Origin of the sequence: Microbacterium amylolyticum, from assembly GCF_011046975.1 — a bacterium.
In the GTDB taxonomy this organism is placed as follows: Bacteria; Actinomycetota; Actinomycetes; order Actinomycetales; family Microbacteriaceae; genus Microbacterium; species Microbacterium amylolyticum.
In genome coordinates this window covers 2,129,536-2,146,010 of the sequence record NZ_CP049253.1, presented here as the reverse complement: position 1 = coordinate 2,146,010, position 16,475 = coordinate 2,129,536, and the positions used below count along the sequence as shown (strand labels likewise).

17 protein-coding genes and 1 tRNA gene are annotated in these 16,475 nt (G+C 65.6%); 2 read left to right on the top strand and 16 right to left on the bottom strand.

The window, feature by feature from the left end:
* Positions 1–7 precede the first annotated feature (7 nt).
* The 3 genes from G6N81_RS10390 to serS form a co-directional block, all read right to left on the bottom strand.
* Positions 8–92: transfer RNA gene (locus tag G6N81_RS10390), tRNA-Ser, on the bottom strand.
* A gap of 67 nt (positions 93–159) precedes the next feature.
* On the bottom strand, positions 160–1,050 hold the full coding sequence (locus G6N81_RS10385; protein ID WP_165136550.1) for an HAD-IIB family hydrolase: 891 nt from the start codon (positions 1,048–1,050) through the stop codon (positions 160–162).
* Positions 1,047–2,315, bottom strand: a complete 1,269-nt coding sequence (serS, locus tag G6N81_RS10380) for a serine--tRNA ligase (RefSeq protein WP_165136547.1) — start codon at positions 2,313–2,315, stop codon at positions 1,047–1,049. The genes G6N81_RS10385 and serS overlap by 4 nt, the downstream gene beginning before the upstream one ends.
* Before the next feature lie 50 nt (positions 2,316–2,365).
* Between serS and G6N81_RS10375 the strand changes: the two genes are divergently transcribed.
* The gene (locus G6N81_RS10375; RefSeq protein ID WP_165136544.1) at positions 2,366–3,397 is read left to right on the top strand and encodes a diacylglycerol/lipid kinase family protein; all 1,032 of its coding nucleotides are present in this window, start codon (positions 2,366–2,368) and stop codon (positions 3,395–3,397) included.
* Here the strand turns inward: G6N81_RS10375 and cls are convergent.
* Positions 3,378–4,847: a cardiolipin synthase gene (cls, locus tag G6N81_RS10370; RefSeq protein WP_165136541.1), complete on the bottom strand. Its 1,470-nt coding sequence runs from the start codon at positions 4,845–4,847 to the stop codon at positions 3,378–3,380. The genes G6N81_RS10375 and cls overlap by 20 nt on opposite strands.
* Before the next feature lie 57 nt (positions 4,848–4,904).
* On the bottom strand, positions 4,905–5,081 hold the full coding sequence (locus G6N81_RS10365; RefSeq protein WP_165131327.1) for a hypothetical protein: 177 nt from the start codon (positions 5,079–5,081) through the stop codon (positions 4,905–4,907).
* 118 nt (positions 5,082–5,199) lie between these two features.
* Here G6N81_RS10365 and G6N81_RS10360 point away from each other — a divergent pair, with 118 nt between their 5' ends.
* Positions 5,200–6,339: a DUF4192 family protein gene (locus G6N81_RS10360; RefSeq protein WP_165136538.1), complete on the top strand. Its 1,140-nt coding sequence runs from the start codon at positions 5,200–5,202 to the stop codon at positions 6,337–6,339.
* Here G6N81_RS10360 and lysS read toward each other — a convergent pair.
* The 11 genes from lysS to hpt form a co-directional block, all read right to left on the bottom strand.
* The gene (gene lysS, locus G6N81_RS10355; protein WP_165136535.1) at positions 6,332–7,840 is read right to left on the bottom strand and encodes a lysine--tRNA ligase; all 1,509 of its coding nucleotides are present in this window, start codon (positions 7,838–7,840) and stop codon (positions 6,332–6,334) included. The two genes, G6N81_RS10360 and lysS, sit on opposite strands and share 8 nt — an antisense overlap.
* A gap of 78 nt (positions 7,841–7,918) precedes the next feature.
* Entirely contained in the window at positions 7,919–8,638 is a 720-nt protein-coding gene (locus tag G6N81_RS10350; RefSeq protein ID WP_165136532.1) for a Rossmann-like and DUF2520 domain-containing protein, read from the bottom strand.
* A 4-nt stretch (positions 8,639–8,642) separates the two neighbouring features.
* Positions 8,643–10,355 (bottom strand): PH domain-containing protein, encoded by a 1,713-nt coding sequence (locus G6N81_RS10345; RefSeq protein WP_241244956.1) that lies wholly within the window; start codon positions 10,353–10,355, stop codon positions 8,643–8,645.
* Positions 10,352–11,065 (bottom strand): PH domain-containing protein, encoded by a 714-nt coding sequence (locus G6N81_RS10340; RefSeq protein WP_165136529.1) that lies wholly within the window; start codon positions 11,063–11,065, stop codon positions 10,352–10,354. The genes G6N81_RS10345 and G6N81_RS10340 overlap by 4 nt, the downstream gene beginning before the upstream one ends.
* Positions 11,019–11,504 carry a DUF3180 domain-containing protein gene (locus tag G6N81_RS10335; protein ID WP_165136508.1) on the bottom strand — a complete coding sequence of 162 codons (486 nt, stop codon included), beginning with the start codon at positions 11,502–11,504 and terminating at the stop codon, positions 11,019–11,021. Before G6N81_RS10335 ends, G6N81_RS10340 begins: the two co-directional genes overlap by 47 nt.
* The gene (gene folK, locus G6N81_RS10330) at positions 11,501–11,980 is read right to left on the bottom strand and encodes a 2-amino-4-hydroxy-6-hydroxymethyldihydropteridine diphosphokinase (RefSeq protein WP_165136505.1); all 480 of its coding nucleotides are present in this window, start codon (positions 11,978–11,980) and stop codon (positions 11,501–11,503) included. The genes G6N81_RS10335 and folK overlap by 4 nt, the downstream gene beginning before the upstream one ends.
* Positions 11,977–12,354, bottom strand: coding sequence for a dihydroneopterin aldolase (gene folB, locus G6N81_RS10325; protein WP_165136502.1), 378 nt, complete (start codon positions 12,352–12,354; stop codon positions 11,977–11,979). Before folB ends, folK begins: the two co-directional genes overlap by 4 nt.
* Entirely contained in the window at positions 12,351–13,133 is a 783-nt protein-coding gene (gene folP / locus G6N81_RS10320; RefSeq protein WP_165137893.1) for a dihydropteroate synthase, read from the bottom strand. Before folP ends, folB begins: the two co-directional genes overlap by 4 nt.
* 22 nt (positions 13,134–13,155) lie before the next feature.
* Positions 13,156–13,782: a GTP cyclohydrolase I gene (gene folE, locus G6N81_RS10315; RefSeq protein ID WP_165136499.1), complete on the bottom strand. Its 627-nt coding sequence runs from the start codon at positions 13,780–13,782 to the stop codon at positions 13,156–13,158.
* A gap of 75 nt (positions 13,783–13,857) precedes the next feature.
* A complete protein-coding gene (gene ftsH / locus G6N81_RS10310; protein WP_165136496.1) occupies positions 13,858–15,774 on the bottom strand; it encodes an ATP-dependent zinc metalloprotease FtsH in 1,917 nt (638 codons plus the stop codon).
* A 136-nt stretch (positions 15,775–15,910) separates the two neighbouring features.
* Positions 15,911–16,462: a hypoxanthine phosphoribosyltransferase gene (gene hpt, locus G6N81_RS10305; RefSeq protein ID WP_165136493.1), complete on the bottom strand. Its 552-nt coding sequence runs from the start codon at positions 16,460–16,462 to the stop codon at positions 15,911–15,913.
* Between the last annotated feature and the right edge of the window lie 13 nt (positions 16,463–16,475).

Sequence of the window (16,475 nt, the reverse complement as noted above, 5' to 3'; positions counted from 1 at the left end):
GGTTAAGCGGAGGGTGTGGGATTCGAACCCACGACACATTTCTGCGTGCTGGTTTTCAAGACCAGTTCCTTCGGCCGCTCGGACAACCCTCCAGTCGACGCGTGATGGTCGACAAGCGAAAAGTCTAAGCCATATTCGCCGGAAGCCCGTGACCGGGCTCTACCGTGGCGCGACGCCGATGCGCCGCAGGGCCTGGGCAACGCCACCCTCGGCAACGGTACCGGTGACGGCGTTTCCTGCGGCCATGACTTCGGGAACGGCCTGGCCCATGACGATTCCCTGCCCACCGCCAGCCACCGCCCATTCGAGCATCTGGATGTCGTTGCGGCCATCGCCGATCGTGACAACACGCTCGGGATCGATGTTCGTCAGCTGACGCACCTGCTCCAGCGCCGTCGACTTGTCGATTCCCTGCGGCGCGATATCCAGCCACGCCGACCACCCGACGGAGTAAGAAACGTGCTGCAGTCCCATTTCCTCCACGAATCCGACGAACTCGCTCGGATCGTGTTTGGGAGAGACAACGACAACGCGCGTGACCTGGTGGGTCTTCATTTCGTCGATCGTCGCGCGGCGCGCGTTCGGACGTGACAGGTCCCAGTCGTCCATGAACGCATTGAACAGGCGCGCGCCATCTGGCAGTTCGACCATGTAGTTCGCGTTGGGCAGATGCCCCTCAATGTGCGACAGAACAACGGACGGGTCGAACGTCTCGATGGTGTGACGCCGGTAGTCGGTCTCCTGCGTCGTGTCGCGTTCCATGATCGTCGCGCCGTTTGCCGAAACAACGTAGGGAGGTGTCAGCCCCAACCAGCCGAGCACGGGGAAGGTGGCTTCCCAGCTGCGCCCCGTCGACAGCGTGACGATGTGCCCGCGATTGGCAGCCTCGCGAACGGCCGCGGCTACGCCGGGACTGAACGATTCGTCTTCGAGAAGAACCGTGCCATCGATATCGAGTGCGATGAGAAGCCGTTCCTCATCCGTGGCGACGGGTGGCTTGCCGGTTACCGGGTCGAGCTCGCCGATAGCGTGCGGCGCACCTCGGCTCATGCGATGGGCTCCAGGATGTCCTGCCCGCCCAGGTAGGGGCGCAGGGGCTCGGGAACAACAACAGAGCCGTCTTCGCGCTGGTGCGTCTCGAGAAGCGCCACAAGCCAGCGCGTTGTTGCCAGCGTTCCGTTGAGCGTTGCAACGGGCTGCGTCTTGCCGCCCTCCTCCGGGCGATAGCGAACATCGAGACGCCGTGCCTGGTACGTCGTGCAGTTGGAGGTGGAGGTGAGCTCGCGGTAGGCGTTCTGGGTGGGGACCCACGCCTCGGTGTCGAATTTACGCGCGGCGCTCGATCCGAGATCGCCGGCGGCAACATCGATCACGCGATAGGCGAGGCCCAGCGACGTGAGCATCTGTTCTTCCAGCGCGAGAAGCCGCTCGTGCTCAGCCTCTGCCCGCTCCGGCGTCGTGTAGACGAACATCTCCAGTTTGTTGAACTGGTGCACCCGGATGATGCCGCGGGTGTCCTTGCCGTGTGAGCCCGCCTCACGGCGGTAACACGTGGACCAGCCGGCGTACTTGAGCGCACCATCCGGGAGCTCGATGATCTCTTTTTGGTGGTAGCCGGCGAGCGCGACCTCGCTGGTTCCCACCAGGTACAGGTCGTCTTCTTCGAGGTGGTAGATCTCGTCGGAGTGCTGCCCCAGAAAACCGGTGCCAGCCATGATCTCGGGACGCACGAGGGTCGGCGTGATCATGGGAGTGAAGTCGTTCTTCAGCGCCGTGTCGAGCGCGTAGTTCATCAGAGCAATTTCGAGGCGAGCGCCGACGCCCTTCAGGAAGTAGAAGCGCGCTCCCGAGACCTTCGCGCCGCGATCCATGTCGATCGCGCCGAGCTTTTCGCCGATCGCCAGATGATCGCGCGGCTCGAAATCGAAGGTGGGAATCGTGCCGACGGTGCGGATCGTGACGAAGTTCTCTTCGCCACCAGCCGGAACGCCGTCGATCACGATGTTCTGAATCGCGTCGATCGCCGAGCGATAGGCGTCTTCCGCGGCGTTTGCGATCGCCTGTGCGTCCTTCACGCGCGCAGCCAGAATCTTGGCCTCTGCCACGAGCGCAGGCTTTTCTTCCTTTGGCGCCTTCGCGACGATCTTGCCGAAGGAGTTTTGTTCGGCGCGGAGATTCTCGAAGGCGCTCAGCGACTCGCGCCGTGCCGCCTCGGCGACAATCGCCGCGTCGACGGTGTCCGGAGAGCTACCGCGCGCGATCTGCGAGCGCTTGACAACATCCGGGTTCTCACGAAGCAGTGCAGGATCGATCACCCGTCAAGTGTATGCGCGCAAGATGACACGCGCGGCATAAGGTGAAGGACATGGCAGATCGGCGGGAGGAGCGACAGCGCGCGGCGCTCATCTGCAACCCGATCAAGGTGCGAGAAGCCGCGAGCCTGCGGAGCCTTCTTCAGCGAGTATCGCGGGACAACGGCTGGGCCCCGCCCCTTCTGTTGGAGACAACGGCGGCGGATCCCGGGCAGGGCGCCACACGGGACGCACTCGACAAGGGTGTCGACGTTGTGCTCGTGGCGGGAGGCGACGGCACCGTCCGCGCGGTGTCGGAGGCGATGCGCCGAAGCGGCGTGCCTCTTGCGATCATCCCGCGCGGCACCGGAAACCTGTTCGCGCGGAATTTGGGGATCCCACTGTCGGGCGCCGACATCATGGTGCGGGCGGCGCTCACGGGCGATGTGCGGCCCGTTGACATCGGCGTTGCCACGCTGACGAGGCGCGAGGGCGCTTCCGAGCAGCACGCTTTCGTCGTGCTGGCGGGGATGGGGCTGGACGCGGCGATGATCGCCAACACCAGCCCCGAGAGGAAACGGCAGATCGGCTGGGTGGCGTATGTGGACGGCGCTGCGCGCTCCCTGCCGAGGGCAAAGCCCTTCCGCCTCGCCTACCAGTTCGCCGGCCGCAGCCTGCACTCCGTTAAGGTGCAGGCGATTCTGTTCGCGAACTGCGGCGCGTTGCCCGCCGGAATCGAGCTCGTTCCCGATGCTCGCATCGACGATGGTGTTCTCGACGTTGCCCTGATTCAGGCGGCCGGTCCGCTCGGCTGGCTGGGCGTGTGGCGCAAGGTGTGGTGGGACAACTCCGTTCTGCGCCGATCACGCGTTGGTCGTCGCGTCGTCGAGCGCACCCGCAATCAGTCGATCCGCTACGTCACGGGCCAGCGCATCGAGGCCGCCAGCAATGAGCCTCTTCCCGTGGAACTCGACGGCGATGAGTTCGGAAACGTCGCGCGTATCCGCTGTGAGATCGACGAGGGCGGTTTGCTCGTGGCGGTGCCGCGGGGCCACGTTCTTCCGAAGCGCCCTCTGGCGCACACGCCTACTGCAGCGCGCTCGTAAGGCGCGCGAGGTTGTCGAGGGTGCGCGAGCGGCGCGGCTGCTTGACCCATTCCTCCAGCGTCAGCTCACGGCTGACATCGCGATAGGCGTCTTCGACCTCACGCACTCGCTCGACGAACTCGTCGCCGCGCACGAGAAGCGATACCTCGAAGTTCAGACCGAACGATCGCATGTCCATGTTGCTGGAGCCGATCACCGCGACCTCGTCGTCGATCGTGAGGCTCTTGGTGTGCAGAATGTACGGCCCCGGATACATCCAGATCCTGACGCCCGCGCGCAACAGCGCGTCGTAGTAACTGCGCTGTGCGTGATAGACAACAGCTTGATCGCCGATTTCACTCACGAACAACTCGACCTTGACGCCGCGTGTGACCGCCCCATCAACAGCGCGGATGAGGGCCTCGTCGGGAACGAAGTAGGGGCTGACCATCACAACGCGCTTCTTGGCAGCGTAGATCAGCGACAAGAACATATGCAGGTTGTTTTCGGCCTCGAACCCCGGTCCGGACGGAATGATCTGACAGTCGAAATCGTCGGTTCCCGGAATCTGCTCGGCCAGGTCGACCCCGTCTGGGACGCGGCCGGTTTCGCTGTAGTAGTCGGTCATAAAAACCGCATCGACGCTGCGCACAACGGGCCCGTCCAAACGCACCATCACATCGACCCACTTCAGGCCGCGCTTGATGTTCTTCGGCACGTTGTATGACGGGTCGATCAGGTTCTGCGAGCCGAGGAAGGCCACCTCACCATCGACGACGAGAAGCTTGCGGTGATTGCGCAGATCGGGTCGCTGGAACTTTCCCTGCAGCGGTTTGAGGGGAAGCAGAAGATGCCAATCAGCTCCCATGGCGTCGAGCCGCGCCTTCGTCTGCTTGTGCAGCGGCTTGGCGAGGTTCGCCCAGTGGTCCATCAGCACGCGCACGTGCACTCCGCGACGGCAGGCGTCTTCCAACGCCTCGAACACACCCTCCGTGGCCGCGTCGGCCTTGAGGATGTAGAACTCGAGGTGCACATAGCGCTCGGCTCCGCGAATCGCCTCCTCCATCGCGTCGATGCTCTCCTGATACCCGGAGATGATGCGCGCGCCGTTGTCGCCTGAGAGCGGTAGCGCGCCCAGCTCACGGTTCATCCGCGTGATCGGCGCAAACCACTCAGGAGGATTCGGCAGCAGTGTTCCCAGCTCAAGATCGTCGTTGGCTGTGCGCAGAACCTCGTTGATCTCGGTCTGCACATCGCGACGCTTCTTCGGCAGTTTGGGATTGCCGATCAGAAGGAAAAGCAGCAGTCCCGGAATTGGCAGGGCGAAGATCAGCAGGAGCCAGGCCATACCTGCCGACGGCTTGCGCCCAGCGGGAACGAAGAACACCGAGGCAATGCGAATCGCCCAATCGACCGTGAAGAGGAATCCCGCCCAAATGGCAGAGAGCGAGAAGATGCTCGTCCAGTCCATCACTACTCCCCCACCGGTGGCCACTCCCCCGCGGCCTTGCAGGCGAGACTAGCGCGCCTACTCACCAGGTGTTGGTATGCCGCGCTTCGCGCGTTCTTCCGCCTCGATGACGGCAAAGTGGCGACGTTCTGTTCGGTCCATGCGAAGAATGCTCCGCAGTACGAAAAAGAACAAAACGGCGATGACGGTGGTGGGCGCGAGCGACCACAGAGCTGCCATCAAGTACGAGTCCACGCGATCAGTCTACGTCGTCCCCGCTCGGAAGGACCTGTAGCGCCTTCACACCACCCATTCGCGGCATCCCCCTGTGAGTAACTCGGGTCCCCCTCCGACGCCGGAGCAGGGTCGAAACATGACCCATGTGATTCGCTCTGACTCCTCCGCCCATTTCCTGGCAACCGTTCCGCTACTGGCCGGCTTCACACCGCGCGAGAGCCTCGTCATCGTGCCGCTTGCCGCGGGAAGAACCTGCGGTGTGTTGCGCGTCGACCTCCCGGAACCCGCTGATATCGCGCGGACCGCCGCCACGGCAATCGGTTCGATCTGCCGTGTGGCGGGAGCCGATGCGATCGCCGTGATCGTGTACTCCGATGGACCGCTACGAGACGGCGCAGGCGTCATCTACGAGGAGCTTGTCGACGCAGTCGCGGAATGTGCTCACGCCTGCGGTCTCACGGTGGAGGACGAGATCTGCGTGGCGAGCGACGGGTGGTGTTCCTACGCCGATGGTTCCTCTCGCCCGTTGCAGGACATCATCCACGAGCGCGGTTCTCTGCCGCGGATGCCCAGCCATGATCAGGCCGAAGGCACGGCGCTCCCCGCGGTGTCACCGGGCGCGCGCGTTCGCGTGGCCGAGGCGCTCGGCACCTATACGCGTACGGCTGACGCCATTGAGCGACGTCGAGGCGCCGCCGCCCGCGGAACGCCGATCGTCGCAGGATCCGCCGACCTGGACGCGCGGGCCGCGGCCCGCCTCGACGAGGTGCTCCCCGACCTCGCGGGCTTTTTCGACAGCGTCCTGTCGTGCGATCCTGACCGTCTCACCTCTGACGATGCTGCCCTTTTGCTGTGCCTGATCTTGAGCCCGCCAACGCGCGATCTTGCGATCACGACCTGGTGCGGCGGCCCGGACGAGGGGCGGCTAATAGAAGAATGGCAGAGCCGCTGGGAACGCGACCGGTCTCTGCCTCCCGAAACACCCCTGCGGCTCGCCGGCGAGGGCGTCCGACCCGACGTCGAGCGCCTGCGGCGCGCCCGGCATCTCGCGCGACGCCTGGCGGCCCTCGCCCCCGACGCGCATGTGCACGTTCCGCTCACGCTGTGCGGCTGGTTGTCGTGGGGCATGGGCAACGCCACGCATGCCGGTCTCTACATCGCCCGCGCGCTTCAGGCGGAGCCCGAGTACGGCCTCGCGGGCATCGTTCAGTCGCTGCTCGATGCCGGCGTTCTCCCGGGGTGGGTCTTCGACCCCGCAGGCGCGTGCCTTATTTGACCAGCGGGAAGAGGATGGTCTCGCGGATGCCGAGACCCGTGATGGCCATCAGCAGACGGTCAATGCCCATTCCCATTCCGCCGGTCGGCGGCATACCGTGTTCGAGAGCGCGCAGGAAGTCTTCGTCGATGCGCATGGCCTCGGCATCGCCCCTGTCGGCCAGCTTCGCCTGTTCCACGAAACGCTCGCGCTGGATGACGGGATCGACGAGCTCGGAGTATCCCGTTGCCAGCTCGAAACCGCGCACGTACAGGTCCCACTTCTCCACAACTCCCGGCACTGACCGGTGCTCGCGCACGAGGGGGCTGGTGTCGACCGGGAAGTCCATCACGAAGGTGGGCCGGGTGAGGTGCTCCTTGACGAAGTGCTCCCACAGCTCTTCCACGAGCTTGCCGTGCGTTGCATGAGGGGGCACCTCGACGCCCGCCGTGTCGGCGAGGGCGAGAAGATCCTCCATCGACGTCTCGGGCGTCACCGTGACACCCGCAGCCTCCGACAGCGACGGGTACATCGAGAGCCGGTCCCACTGCCCGCCCAGGTCGTATTCGGTGCCGTCGGCCCAGGTCACGATTGTTGACCCGGCCACCGCAATCGCGGCGTTCTGGATGAGTTCCTGCGTCAGATCGGCGATGCCGTTGTAGTCGCTGTATGCCTGGTACGCCTCGAGCATCGCGAACTCGGGGCTGTGCGTGGAATCAGCACCCTCGTTGCGGAAGTTGCGGTTGATCTCGAAAACGCGGTCGATTCCGCCGACGACGGCGCGCTTGAGGTACAGCTCGGGAGCGATCCGCATGAACAGCTCGGTGTCGAACGCATTCGAGTGAGTCACGAACGGGCGCGCCGTTGCCCCGCCCGGCTGCACCTGCAGCATCGGGGTCTCGACCTCAGTGAAGGCGTGGTGCGCGAACGTCTCGCGCAGGCTGGCGTTGGTCTTCGCGCGAGCGATCACCGTCTCCCGCGCCTTGTCGCGAACGATGAGGTCGAGATAACGCTGGCGAACCCGCGTCTCCTCGTTCAGCTCGTTGTGGAGGTTGGGCAGCGGCATCACGGCCTTCGCGGCGATCTGCCACTCGGCCACCATGATCGACAGCTCGCCGCGGCGGCTGGAGATGATCTCGCCCGAGATGAAAACGTGGTCGCCGAGATCGACGAGCTCCTTCCAGCGTGCGAGGGACTCATCGCCGACGCTGGCCAGGGAAACCATCGCCTGGATGCGCGTTCCGTCGCCGGCCTGGAGAGAAGCGAAGCAGAGCTTTCCGGTGTTGCGGCTGAAGACGATCCGGCCGGCCACGCCTGCGGTCTGGCCGGTTTCGGTTCCCGCCTCGAGCTCGCCGAACTCTTCGCGCACCGCCGTGATCGTTGTCGTGATCGGCACCTGAACGGGATACGCCCCGCCCGCGGCGTCCTGGCGCTCGGCGATCAGTCGTTCGCGCTTGTCGAGGCGCACGGCCTTCTGCTCGAAGATGTCCTCTTCGGGTGTCTCGGCGGGTGCGTCAGCCATGCGCGTGCTCCTCGGGAATCAAGGCGGAGGGGGTCCGGACAATTCTAGTGACGCCGAGCTGAGCAAAACGGCCGTGGCTCAGAACGGGCGCTCGTCCTGCTCGTCCGGAAGCTCAGGAATCACCGGAGATGCATCGGCGAGGGCATGGTCGACGGTGGACCGCACAAGAGCCGACAGAAAACCGCCGGGATTGTCCACCCCGATCTCCCGCAGCATTCCCGTTGACTGATGAACGATTTGCCGCGAGAAGGTACTGACGGTGTCAATTGCCTCGGCATAGGCAGCGCGGTGTTCCTCGTCGATGACAACAGGCTCGCAGCCGAGCTCCACGGCCAGCGCCTGAGCGATCGGGAGTACCGGCCCGGGTGCCGTCACCGCCGCGTAGGTCGCGGCGAGCTGACGGAGGTCGATCGAGGTTCCCGTGAAGGTCATCGCCGGGTGCACCGCCAGCGGAATCGCCCCCTTTTCGGCGGCGGGCCGCAGCACCTCGATGCCGTAGGCGGCATCCGTGTGGAGAACCAGTTGCCCCATCTGCCAGTGTCCGGCCTCGGCAAGGCCCGCGACCAGCCCCGGGAGTTCGCCGTGGGGAACGGCGAGAATCACGAGCTCACTACGCCGCAGCACCTCGGGCGTCTCCAGAACACTCGCCCCGGGCAGCACCGCCTCTGCCCGTTCATCGTCAGATCCGCTGGTGATCCCTGTGATCGCGTGACCGGCCCCGGCAAGCGCCGCCCCCAGAACGGGTCCGACGCGTCCGGCGCCGACGATTCCGACTCCGAGTCTGCCTTCGCGCTGCATGTAGCTAGGGTGTCACGGCCGGCTGCGAGGGCGCGTACTCGGCCCAGCGGTGGCTGTGATCGGCCTCCGCCGCCGCGACTGCCCCGCGCGTGGCCAGATCGGACAACCGTTGGGCGTCGGCACGGTCAAACCCCGAGATCTCGCCCGAAATCGGCCCGGGAACGGTGTGAATGCGGATGGCCGCAACGTCCTGCGAACGAGCGATGGGACCCTGCCGCAGCGATACGCCCTGCATCCGCGCGAGGGGGAAGAGCGCAAGCCGGCGCGACAGGCGCCCACGCCGCATGAGCAACGCAAAGGATGTCACGCGAATACCCAGCCGCCGCCAGGCGATCGGGTGCCACACGCGGGCGCGGCGCGCGACCGTTGTGAAGGGGTCGTTGTCGTGCGGTCCGAGCATCCCGTGTTCCCACGTGAACAGCACATCTCCGGCCGGGGCATCCGGCAGGAGCAGGCGGACGACGCGTTCGGCGTCGGCCCGCGTACCGACGGGCAACACGATCGCCGCGGCCTGCGCCGCCGAACTCGACTGCGCCGAAACGTTGACACCACCCATGCGGTTGATACGAACGGACCACCATCCGAATGGCCGCCAGAGCAGGCTCTGCGTGACCTCGACGGCATGGATGCGGCCAGGAGGCAGCGTGCGCGTCACGGTGGTGAGGAGGCCGTTCGACACGCGAACGCCATCGGGAGTGGGAGCGATCGAGTAGCGGAAACCGCGCTGGAGCGCCGATCCGACCAGGGCGATCGCGGCGATCGCCAGGGGAACGCCCGTCGATATCAGGGCACCGATCAGAACGATCCAGCGGTCAGGTCCATCCTGCACGGCGATGATCGGGATCATGATCGCGGCTGCGACAACGGCGATGCCGATGATCCACAGTGCGCCTGTCAGTGCGTGCGAACCGAGCAGGCGCCCCACCGGGATTCGAACGACGCTGTCGGGCTCGACATCGTCTTGGTCGACGCCGCCGATCAGTCCGGAAACGCCCTCGCTGACGGTGCCGCCGAGCGTCGCCGGGGCGGTGTACGACTCGCCGGCGCGCTGACGCTCTTTCTCCTGCCGCACGCCCGAGGCCAGGTTGAGGATGTCGCGTCGAACCTGCTCGGCTTTCTTCGTTCCGAGATATTCGAGCGCAACGTCCGCTCCCGTTCCGGCGCCCTCGAGCGTGAGCTTTGCCATGCCGAACAGGCGAGCGGGAAAGGGGCGGGTGAGATTGATGCCCTGAATGCGGTCGAGGGGTGCGCGCCGTTGCGAGCGGAACACGATCCCCTTTTTCACCTCGACGTTCTCGCCTGTCACCCGGAACTGCTGAAAGCGCCACACGGCCCAGAAGCCGAACACGACAACGGCAACGACTGCGAGCATCGCGAGGGAGACGAGCACGAACAGGTTGTTACCGAACGTCCACTCCAGCGCCCACGAAATGGGGTCGTCTACCCCGTACTGCATCTCCTGTTCGACCTGGTCGCGCAACTCGCTCGGAGTGAAGAGGCCGATCGCGAGGAAGATCAGCCGGTCGCGCATGTTCGCGATGAGAATACCGACGACGACCAGGAACACCAGCCCGCCCTTGAACAGCGGGGTCAGCGGGTGAACTCGATGCCATTCTCCGTCAGCCAGGTTCGACGCCCCGCCGTCGGCAAGGAGCCGGTCAACGATCCCGGCACCGCGATGGTGGCCGTTCGCGGGGTCCGGATGCTGATCACTCACAGGCCGGTCCTCCGCGTCTCAGCCACGTGAATCAAAGTGTCGCGCAACGCCTCCGCCGCTCCCTGCGACAGACCGGGAATCTCCACGCCGGTCGAGGCCGCGGCCGTGACCATCTTCAGCTTGGCGATCCCGAAAGCGCGGTCCATCGGTCCGTGTGTGATGTCGATCAGTTGCATACGGCCGTACGGCACGGCAACAACGCGCTGCCAGAGAATGCCCTTGCGGAAGACGATGTCGTCGCCGCGGAGCATATATCCGAGCGCCTTCGCCTGGCGGGGAAGGATGATCATCTCGATCAGCTGCCCGATGACGAGGACACCGGCGACAGGCCACGTCCACCACTGCTCGAAAAAGATGTGCACGGCGATTGCCACGGCGGCGACGAAAACCAACCAGGCACCGGCCTGGATGTACTGCGTCACGACGTATTTGGGCGAGATCTGGTGCCACGCACCGTCGAGCTTCAGACCGGGCTTCTTCGGCTCACGAATCTGAGTGTATGTTCCGTTGTCGAGAACCTCGGGCGGGGTAACCGCCTCGCGCTCGGGCGGGAACTCCGCCTCGGTCACGGCAGGGGCCTCGTCCGGAATCGGTGGGTGCGCTGCCGTGACGTTCGGTGTGTCGGGCGCCGACACGGGCGGTGTGGCCGGCGCGGTATGCGGCTCAGAACTCGGGTTCTGCTCCGGGTTCGGCGTCTGGCTGTCGCTCATCAGGATCCTTTGGGAGGGTGCACAGGTGCTCGGCGATCACTGCGAGCACCACGAGGACCCCTCCCCCGATGGCTGTGGCAATCACCGTCGTCATCGAGCCTAGCGGGGGCGTCACCGGACGCGTGAGAAGAAAAGCCACCATGCCCAAAGCCGATCCGCCGATGATCGCGCCGACCATGCTCGATGCCTTCGCCAGCACGGCAATCCGCACGGCACGAAACGGATTCAGGCGCGGGGCGTTCGGCGCCAGCACAGCGCGCCGCAAGCGGAGACCCAGGGCGAAGACGGAAACACCGAGAACAAGCAGAAGAATCGGCAGCATCACCGACGGCAGGAACGTTGCGTGTCCGCGCTGCGTCAGAACGAGGTCGATCACAAAGCCGCTGGCGACACCGAAGATCGCACAGGCGATGAGTGTGATCGGGGAGGTACGCGTCATGGCCGGAGTGCCTGCAACAGATCGCGCACCGCGCCACGCCCGGGAATGGTCGCGCCCGGATCAACGTCGAGCCACGGAGCGAGAACGAAGTCGCGCTCGTGGGCTCGCGGATGCGGAATCGTCAGATGGGGGTCGGCGGAGATCACCTGGCCGTAGGCGATGAGGTCGAGATCGAGCGTGCGATCACCCCAGCGCTCTCGCCGGACTCGCCCGTTGTCCTGCTCGATGTCGTGCAGGGCGGCCAGCAGAAGGGAAGGCGCGAGGCGGGTATCAACGAGCGCAACGGCGTTGAGGTATCCCGGTTTGCTCGGGTCCGGCCCGTCGAGCGTGACGGCGATCGATGAGATCGGCGCGGAGCAGATGACCCGGTCGACGAGGGGAAGGGCCTCAATCGCCCGGATCGCGTCCTCGAAGGTTCCCGCGGTGTCGCCGAGGTTCGCCCCGAGCGCCACGACGGCCGTCATGGCGCGGCTCATGGTGCCGTGTCCCTGGTGCGCGTAACCGACACCGATACATCACGGAACTGCGCACGAATCGGGGCATGCGGCTTGTGCACCGTCACGGTGACCTCGGCAACGCGCTCGTCACCGAGAACAGCGTCGGCGATGCGGTGCGCAAGGGTCTCGATGAGGTTCACCGGCTCCCCCTCGATAATCGCCACGACCTGCTCGGCCAGTTCGCCGTAGTGGACAGTGTCCGCGATGTCGTCCGTGTACGCCGCGCGGACGGTGTCGACCGCGAGCCGCAGGTCCACCGTGAAGTCCTGCCCCTGCTCACGTTCAAAGTCAAACACGCCATGACGGCCGAAGGCGGTCAGGCCATCGAGGCCGATGAAACTGTGCTCTGTCATGCGTTCCTCCACGCATCGAGGGTGGCGATGGCGTCGCGGGTGGCCGCGACATCATGAACGCGCACCCCCCAGGCGCCCCCGTCAACGGCCAGCGCGCTCGTCACGGCGGTGGCCAGGTCGAGCCGTTCCCGCGCGGGGTTCTCCCCGAGCGCGCTCTGGAAGAAACGCTTGCGTGAGGTGCCGATCAGCACGCGGAACCCCAACGACAGCACCGCGTCGATCTCGCGCAGCAGTCGCCAGTTTTGCTCTCCGGCTTTCGCGAAGCCGATACCCGGGTCCACAACGATCTTCTCCGCGGCGATGCCGGCGGCGATTGCCGCGTCAGCGCGCGCGGACAGCTCCGCCGCCACCTCGGCACCGATCGACGCGTAGCTCGCGGCCGCGTACATATCTGACGATGGCCCACGCCAGTGCCCGATCACGATCTCGGCCCCGGAGGAGGCAACGGTGTCGAACATCGCGCCATCGGCGAGGCCGCCGGAGACGTCGTTGACGATCGTCGCCCCGAGCGAGATGGCCTGCGCGGCCACATCGGCCCGGTAGGTGTCGATACTGACGACGGCGCCGTTTGCGGCGAGCGCTTCGACAACGGGGAGCACCCGGCGCAGTTCCTCGTCGCTTCCGACGGGTTGCGCTCCGGGCCGCGTGGATTCCCCTCCGACATCGAGAATCGTTGCACCCTGGTCGCGGAGTCGCTGCCCGTGGGCGATTGCCTCGGCGTGACCGAAGTGATCCCCGCCATCGCTGAAGGAGTCGGGGGTGACGTTGACGATGCCCATGATGTCGGCCGTGGTCACGTGTCTACTCCCGCCCCGAGACGGGGTTGTCGGTGGCCTGGTTCTGCACGCCGATGATCACATACGCTGCCATCTCTGCGCGCGCGGCCTCGCTGGCGAGTTCTCCGCGAGAAGCAACCGTGACGGTGGTCGCATCGGGGCGCCGATCTCCGCGCATCGTCAGGCACTCATGGCTGGCGTCGAGCATCACGAACACACCGCGCGCCTCGAGTGCGTTCTCGATCGCGTCAGCGAGCTGCTCTCCGAGCCGCTCCTGCACCTGCGGGCGGGCGGCAACGATATCGAGAACCTTGGCGAGCGCGCCGATTCCGACAACGCGCTCCCCGGGCAGATAGGCGATGTGGGCACGTCCGGCGAACGGCAGCAGGTGATGCTCGCAGATCGAACGGAATCGAATGTCGCGCACAAGAACCGCACCGGTCGAGACGGTGTCGGGCGCGGGCCCCTGCGACACGTCGATCGTGCGGCGCAGTGGCTCCTCAGGATCGCGGCCGATACCGCCGTAGAACTCGGCGGCAGCGTCGGCGACGCGCTGGGGCGTCTCACGCAGTCCCGGACGATCGGGATCTTCACCGATAGCGATCAGCAGCTCACGCGTCAACGCTGACACGCGCTCCGTATCCACGGCCATGTCGCTTCCTCTTTCCGTCGTACACGCGAGTCTGCCACGGGTCAGGGCGACCGATCCGTGGCAGACTCGCGCGTTTCAGGACGTGTGATCAGTCGGGCGGGGCACCACGATCGGCGGCACATCCGAGACGGGACGCTCGGTGCTGGACAGCCACTGCTTCCGCAGCGGGAGCTTTTTGACGTCCTTGAAGATCTCCGCGATCTGGCGGTGATCGAGGGTCTCCTCCTCCAGCAGCGCCGCGGCAAGACGGTCGAGAACGTCGCGGTTGGCGTTGAGAACCTCGTAGGCCTCATCGTGCGCCTGCTCCAGAAGAGCGCGCACCTCGCGGTCGATCTGCTCGGCGACGGTTTCGGAGAAGTCTCGACCGTGACCCATGTCTCTGCCCATGAACATCTCGCCCGACGATCCCGAGAGCTTGACCGGGCCCACCGAGGCGGACATGCCGTACTCGGTGACCATCTTGCGCGCGATGTCCGAGGCCTTCTCGATGTCGTTCGATGCGCCCGTCGTCGGATCGTGGAAGATGATCTCTTCGGCGACGCGGCCACCCATCGCGTACGTGAGCTGATCCTGCAGCTCGTTTCGCGTAACGGAGTACTTGTCGTCGATCGGGAGCACCATCGTGTACCCGAGCGCCTTTCCGCGCGGAAGGATCGTGATCTTCGTCACGGGGTCGGTGTGGTTCATGGCTGCCGCCGCAAGCGCGTGGCCGCCCTCGTGGTAGGCCGTGATGAGCTTTTCGCGATCCTTCATGACGCGGGTGCGTCGCTGCGGGCCGGCGATCGCGCGGTCAACTGCCTCGTCCAGGGCGCGGTCGTCGATGAGCTGCGCGTGCGAGCGCGCTGTGAGAAGCGCGGCCTCGTTGAGCACGTTGGCCAGGTCGGCGCCGGAGAAACCCGGGGTTTTGCGGGCAACGTCCGACAGCTCGACGCCCTCGGCCAGCGGCTTACCGCGGCCGTGCACCTCCAGAATCCGCAGGCGTCCCTTGAAGTCGGGGGCGTCAACGCCGATCTGCCGGTCGAAACGGCCGGGCCGCAGCAGCGCCGGATCCAGGATGTCCGGGCGGTTGGTGGCCGCGATCACGATCACGTTCGCCTTCGGATCGAAGCCGTCCATCTCGACGAGCATCTGGTTCAGCGTCTGCTCACGCTCATCATGACCGCCGCCCATTCCGGCGCCGCGGTGGCGGCCGACGGCGTCGATCTCGTCGATGAAGATGATCGCGGGCGAGTTCTCCTTGGCCTGTGTGAAGAGGTCGCGCACGCGGCTGGCACCGACGCCGACGAACATCTCAACGAAGTCAGATCCGGAGATCGGGTAGAACGGCACGCCCGCTTCGCCGGCCACAGCCTTCGCGAGCAGCGTCTTTCCCGTTCCCGGAGGGCCGTACAGCAAAACGCCCTTGGGGATGCGAGCGCCGAGAGCCTGGAAGCGCGTGGGATCGGACAGGAAGTCCTTGATCTCGTGCAGTTCCTCCACCGCCTCGTCGGCGCCGGCGACGTCCGCGAAGGTGACGTCGGGATCTTCCTTCTGCACGTTCTTTGCGCGCGATTTGCTGAACTGCGCCATGCGTCCGCCGCCCTGGGCGTTGGCGAGGAGGAACCAGAACAGCGCACCCAGGAGCAGAACGGGGATCATGATCGACAGCAGGCCGCCGAGGAACGACGCCTTCGGAACGTTCACGTCATAGCCGTCGGACGGCTCCGCCGCGACAACAGCGTCGATGACCTCGCCGGCTGTTGCGCCAAGGTAATAGAACTGCACCTTCTCCGAACCCTCATACGCTTCAGAGAGCGTGAGGTCGACGCGCTGATCACCGTCGGTCACGAGGGCTTCCTGGATCGTGTCGCCCTGGAGAAGCTCGAGACCCTCCTGCGTCGTGATCTGCTTGGGACCGCCGAAGCTCGAGATGAGCATGAACCCGGAGATCAGCAGCACCGCGATGAGCAGCACGTACAGCAACGGGTGACGGAAGATCTTTTTCGTTTTCATGGTTCGGGAGGACCCGACTCCTTCTGACGATCGACGCGCGCGGCGGCAGGGTTCGGCCACGCGGGAGTTCTGCTCAGATTATCCGGCGCAGGCTATGGCTCCGATGTGGTTCGCCGCGGGCGGAACTGAGATCCGGCTACTGATAGACGTGCGGGGCGAGAACCGCGACGTCACGCAGACCGCGGTAGCGCTCGGCGTAGTCCAGGCCGTACCCGATGACGAACTCGTTCGGAATGTCGAACCCGACGTACTTCGCATCGATGTCGACCTTCATCGCATCGGGCTTGCGGAACGCCGTCAGCACTTCGATCGAGGCCGCCCCCCGCGTCCCGAAGTGGTCCAGCAGCCAGCTGAGGGTCAGCCCGGAGTCGATGATGTCCTCGACGACCAGCACGTGCTTTCCCTCGAGCGGCGTGTCGAGGTCCTTGCGGATCTGCACAACGCCGCTGGATTTGGTCGAGGCTCCGTAGCTCGACACGGCCATCCAGTCCATCGGCGCGTCGATGGTGAGGTGGCGAGCGAAGTCCGCCATCACCATGATTGCGCCCTTGAGCACACCGACGAGGAGAACGTCTTTGCCGGCATAGTCGGCATCCACGCGCGCCGCGAGCTCGGCGAGCTTCTCCTGGATTTGCTCGTCTGTGACGAGAACGCGGTCGAGGTCAGCCTGGATGTCAGCGGCACGCATACGGGAATCCTAT

Bases quoted from the DNA above. Each gene is read 5' to 3' on its own strand.
- G6N81_RS10335 (WP_165136508.1), bottom strand. From the start codon at position 11,504: ATGACGCGTACCTCCCCGATCACACTCATCGCCTGTGCGATCTTCGGT.
- folB (WP_165136502.1), bottom strand. From the start codon at position 12,354: ATGACAGAGCACAGTTTCATCGGCCTCGATGGCCTGACCGCCTTCGGC.
- folE (WP_165136499.1), bottom strand. From the start codon at position 13,782: ATGGCCGTGGATACGGAGCGCGTGTCAGCGTTGACGCGTGAGCTGCTG.
- G6N81_RS10360 (WP_165136538.1), top strand. From the start codon at position 5,200: ATGACCCATGTGATTCGCTCTGACTCCTCCGCCCATTTCCTGGCAACC.
- lysS (WP_165136535.1), bottom strand. From the start codon at position 7,840: ATGGCTGACGCACCCGCCGAGACACCCGAAGAGGACATCTTCGAGCAG.
- folP (WP_165137893.1), bottom strand. From the start codon at position 13,133: ATGGGCATCGTCAACGTCACCCCCGACTCCTTCAGCGATGGCGGGGAT.
- ftsH (WP_165136496.1), bottom strand. From the start codon at position 15,774: ATGAAAACGAAAAAGATCTTCCGTCACCCGTTGCTGTACGTGCTGCTC.
- G6N81_RS10340 (WP_165136529.1), bottom strand. From the start codon at position 11,065: ATGAGCGACAGCCAGACGCCGAACCCGGAGCAGAACCCGAGTTCTGAG.
- G6N81_RS10350 (WP_165136532.1), bottom strand. From the start codon at position 8,638: ATGCAGCGCGAAGGCAGACTCGGAGTCGGAATCGTCGGCGCCGGACGC.
- G6N81_RS10385 (WP_165136550.1), bottom strand. From the start codon at position 1,050: ATGAGCCGAGGTGCGCCGCACGCTATCGGCGAGCTCGACCCGGTAACC.
- G6N81_RS10375 (WP_165136544.1), top strand. From the start codon at position 2,366: ATGGCAGATCGGCGGGAGGAGCGACAGCGCGCGGCGCTCATCTGCAAC.
- hpt (WP_165136493.1), bottom strand. From the start codon at position 16,462: ATGCGTGCCGCTGACATCCAGGCTGACCTCGACCGCGTTCTCGTCACA.
- folK (WP_165136505.1), bottom strand. From the start codon at position 11,980: ATGAGCCGCGCCATGACGGCCGTCGTGGCGCTCGGGGCGAACCTCGGC.
- cls (WP_165136541.1), bottom strand. From the start codon at position 4,847: ATGGACTGGACGAGCATCTTCTCGCTCTCTGCCATTTGGGCGGGATTC.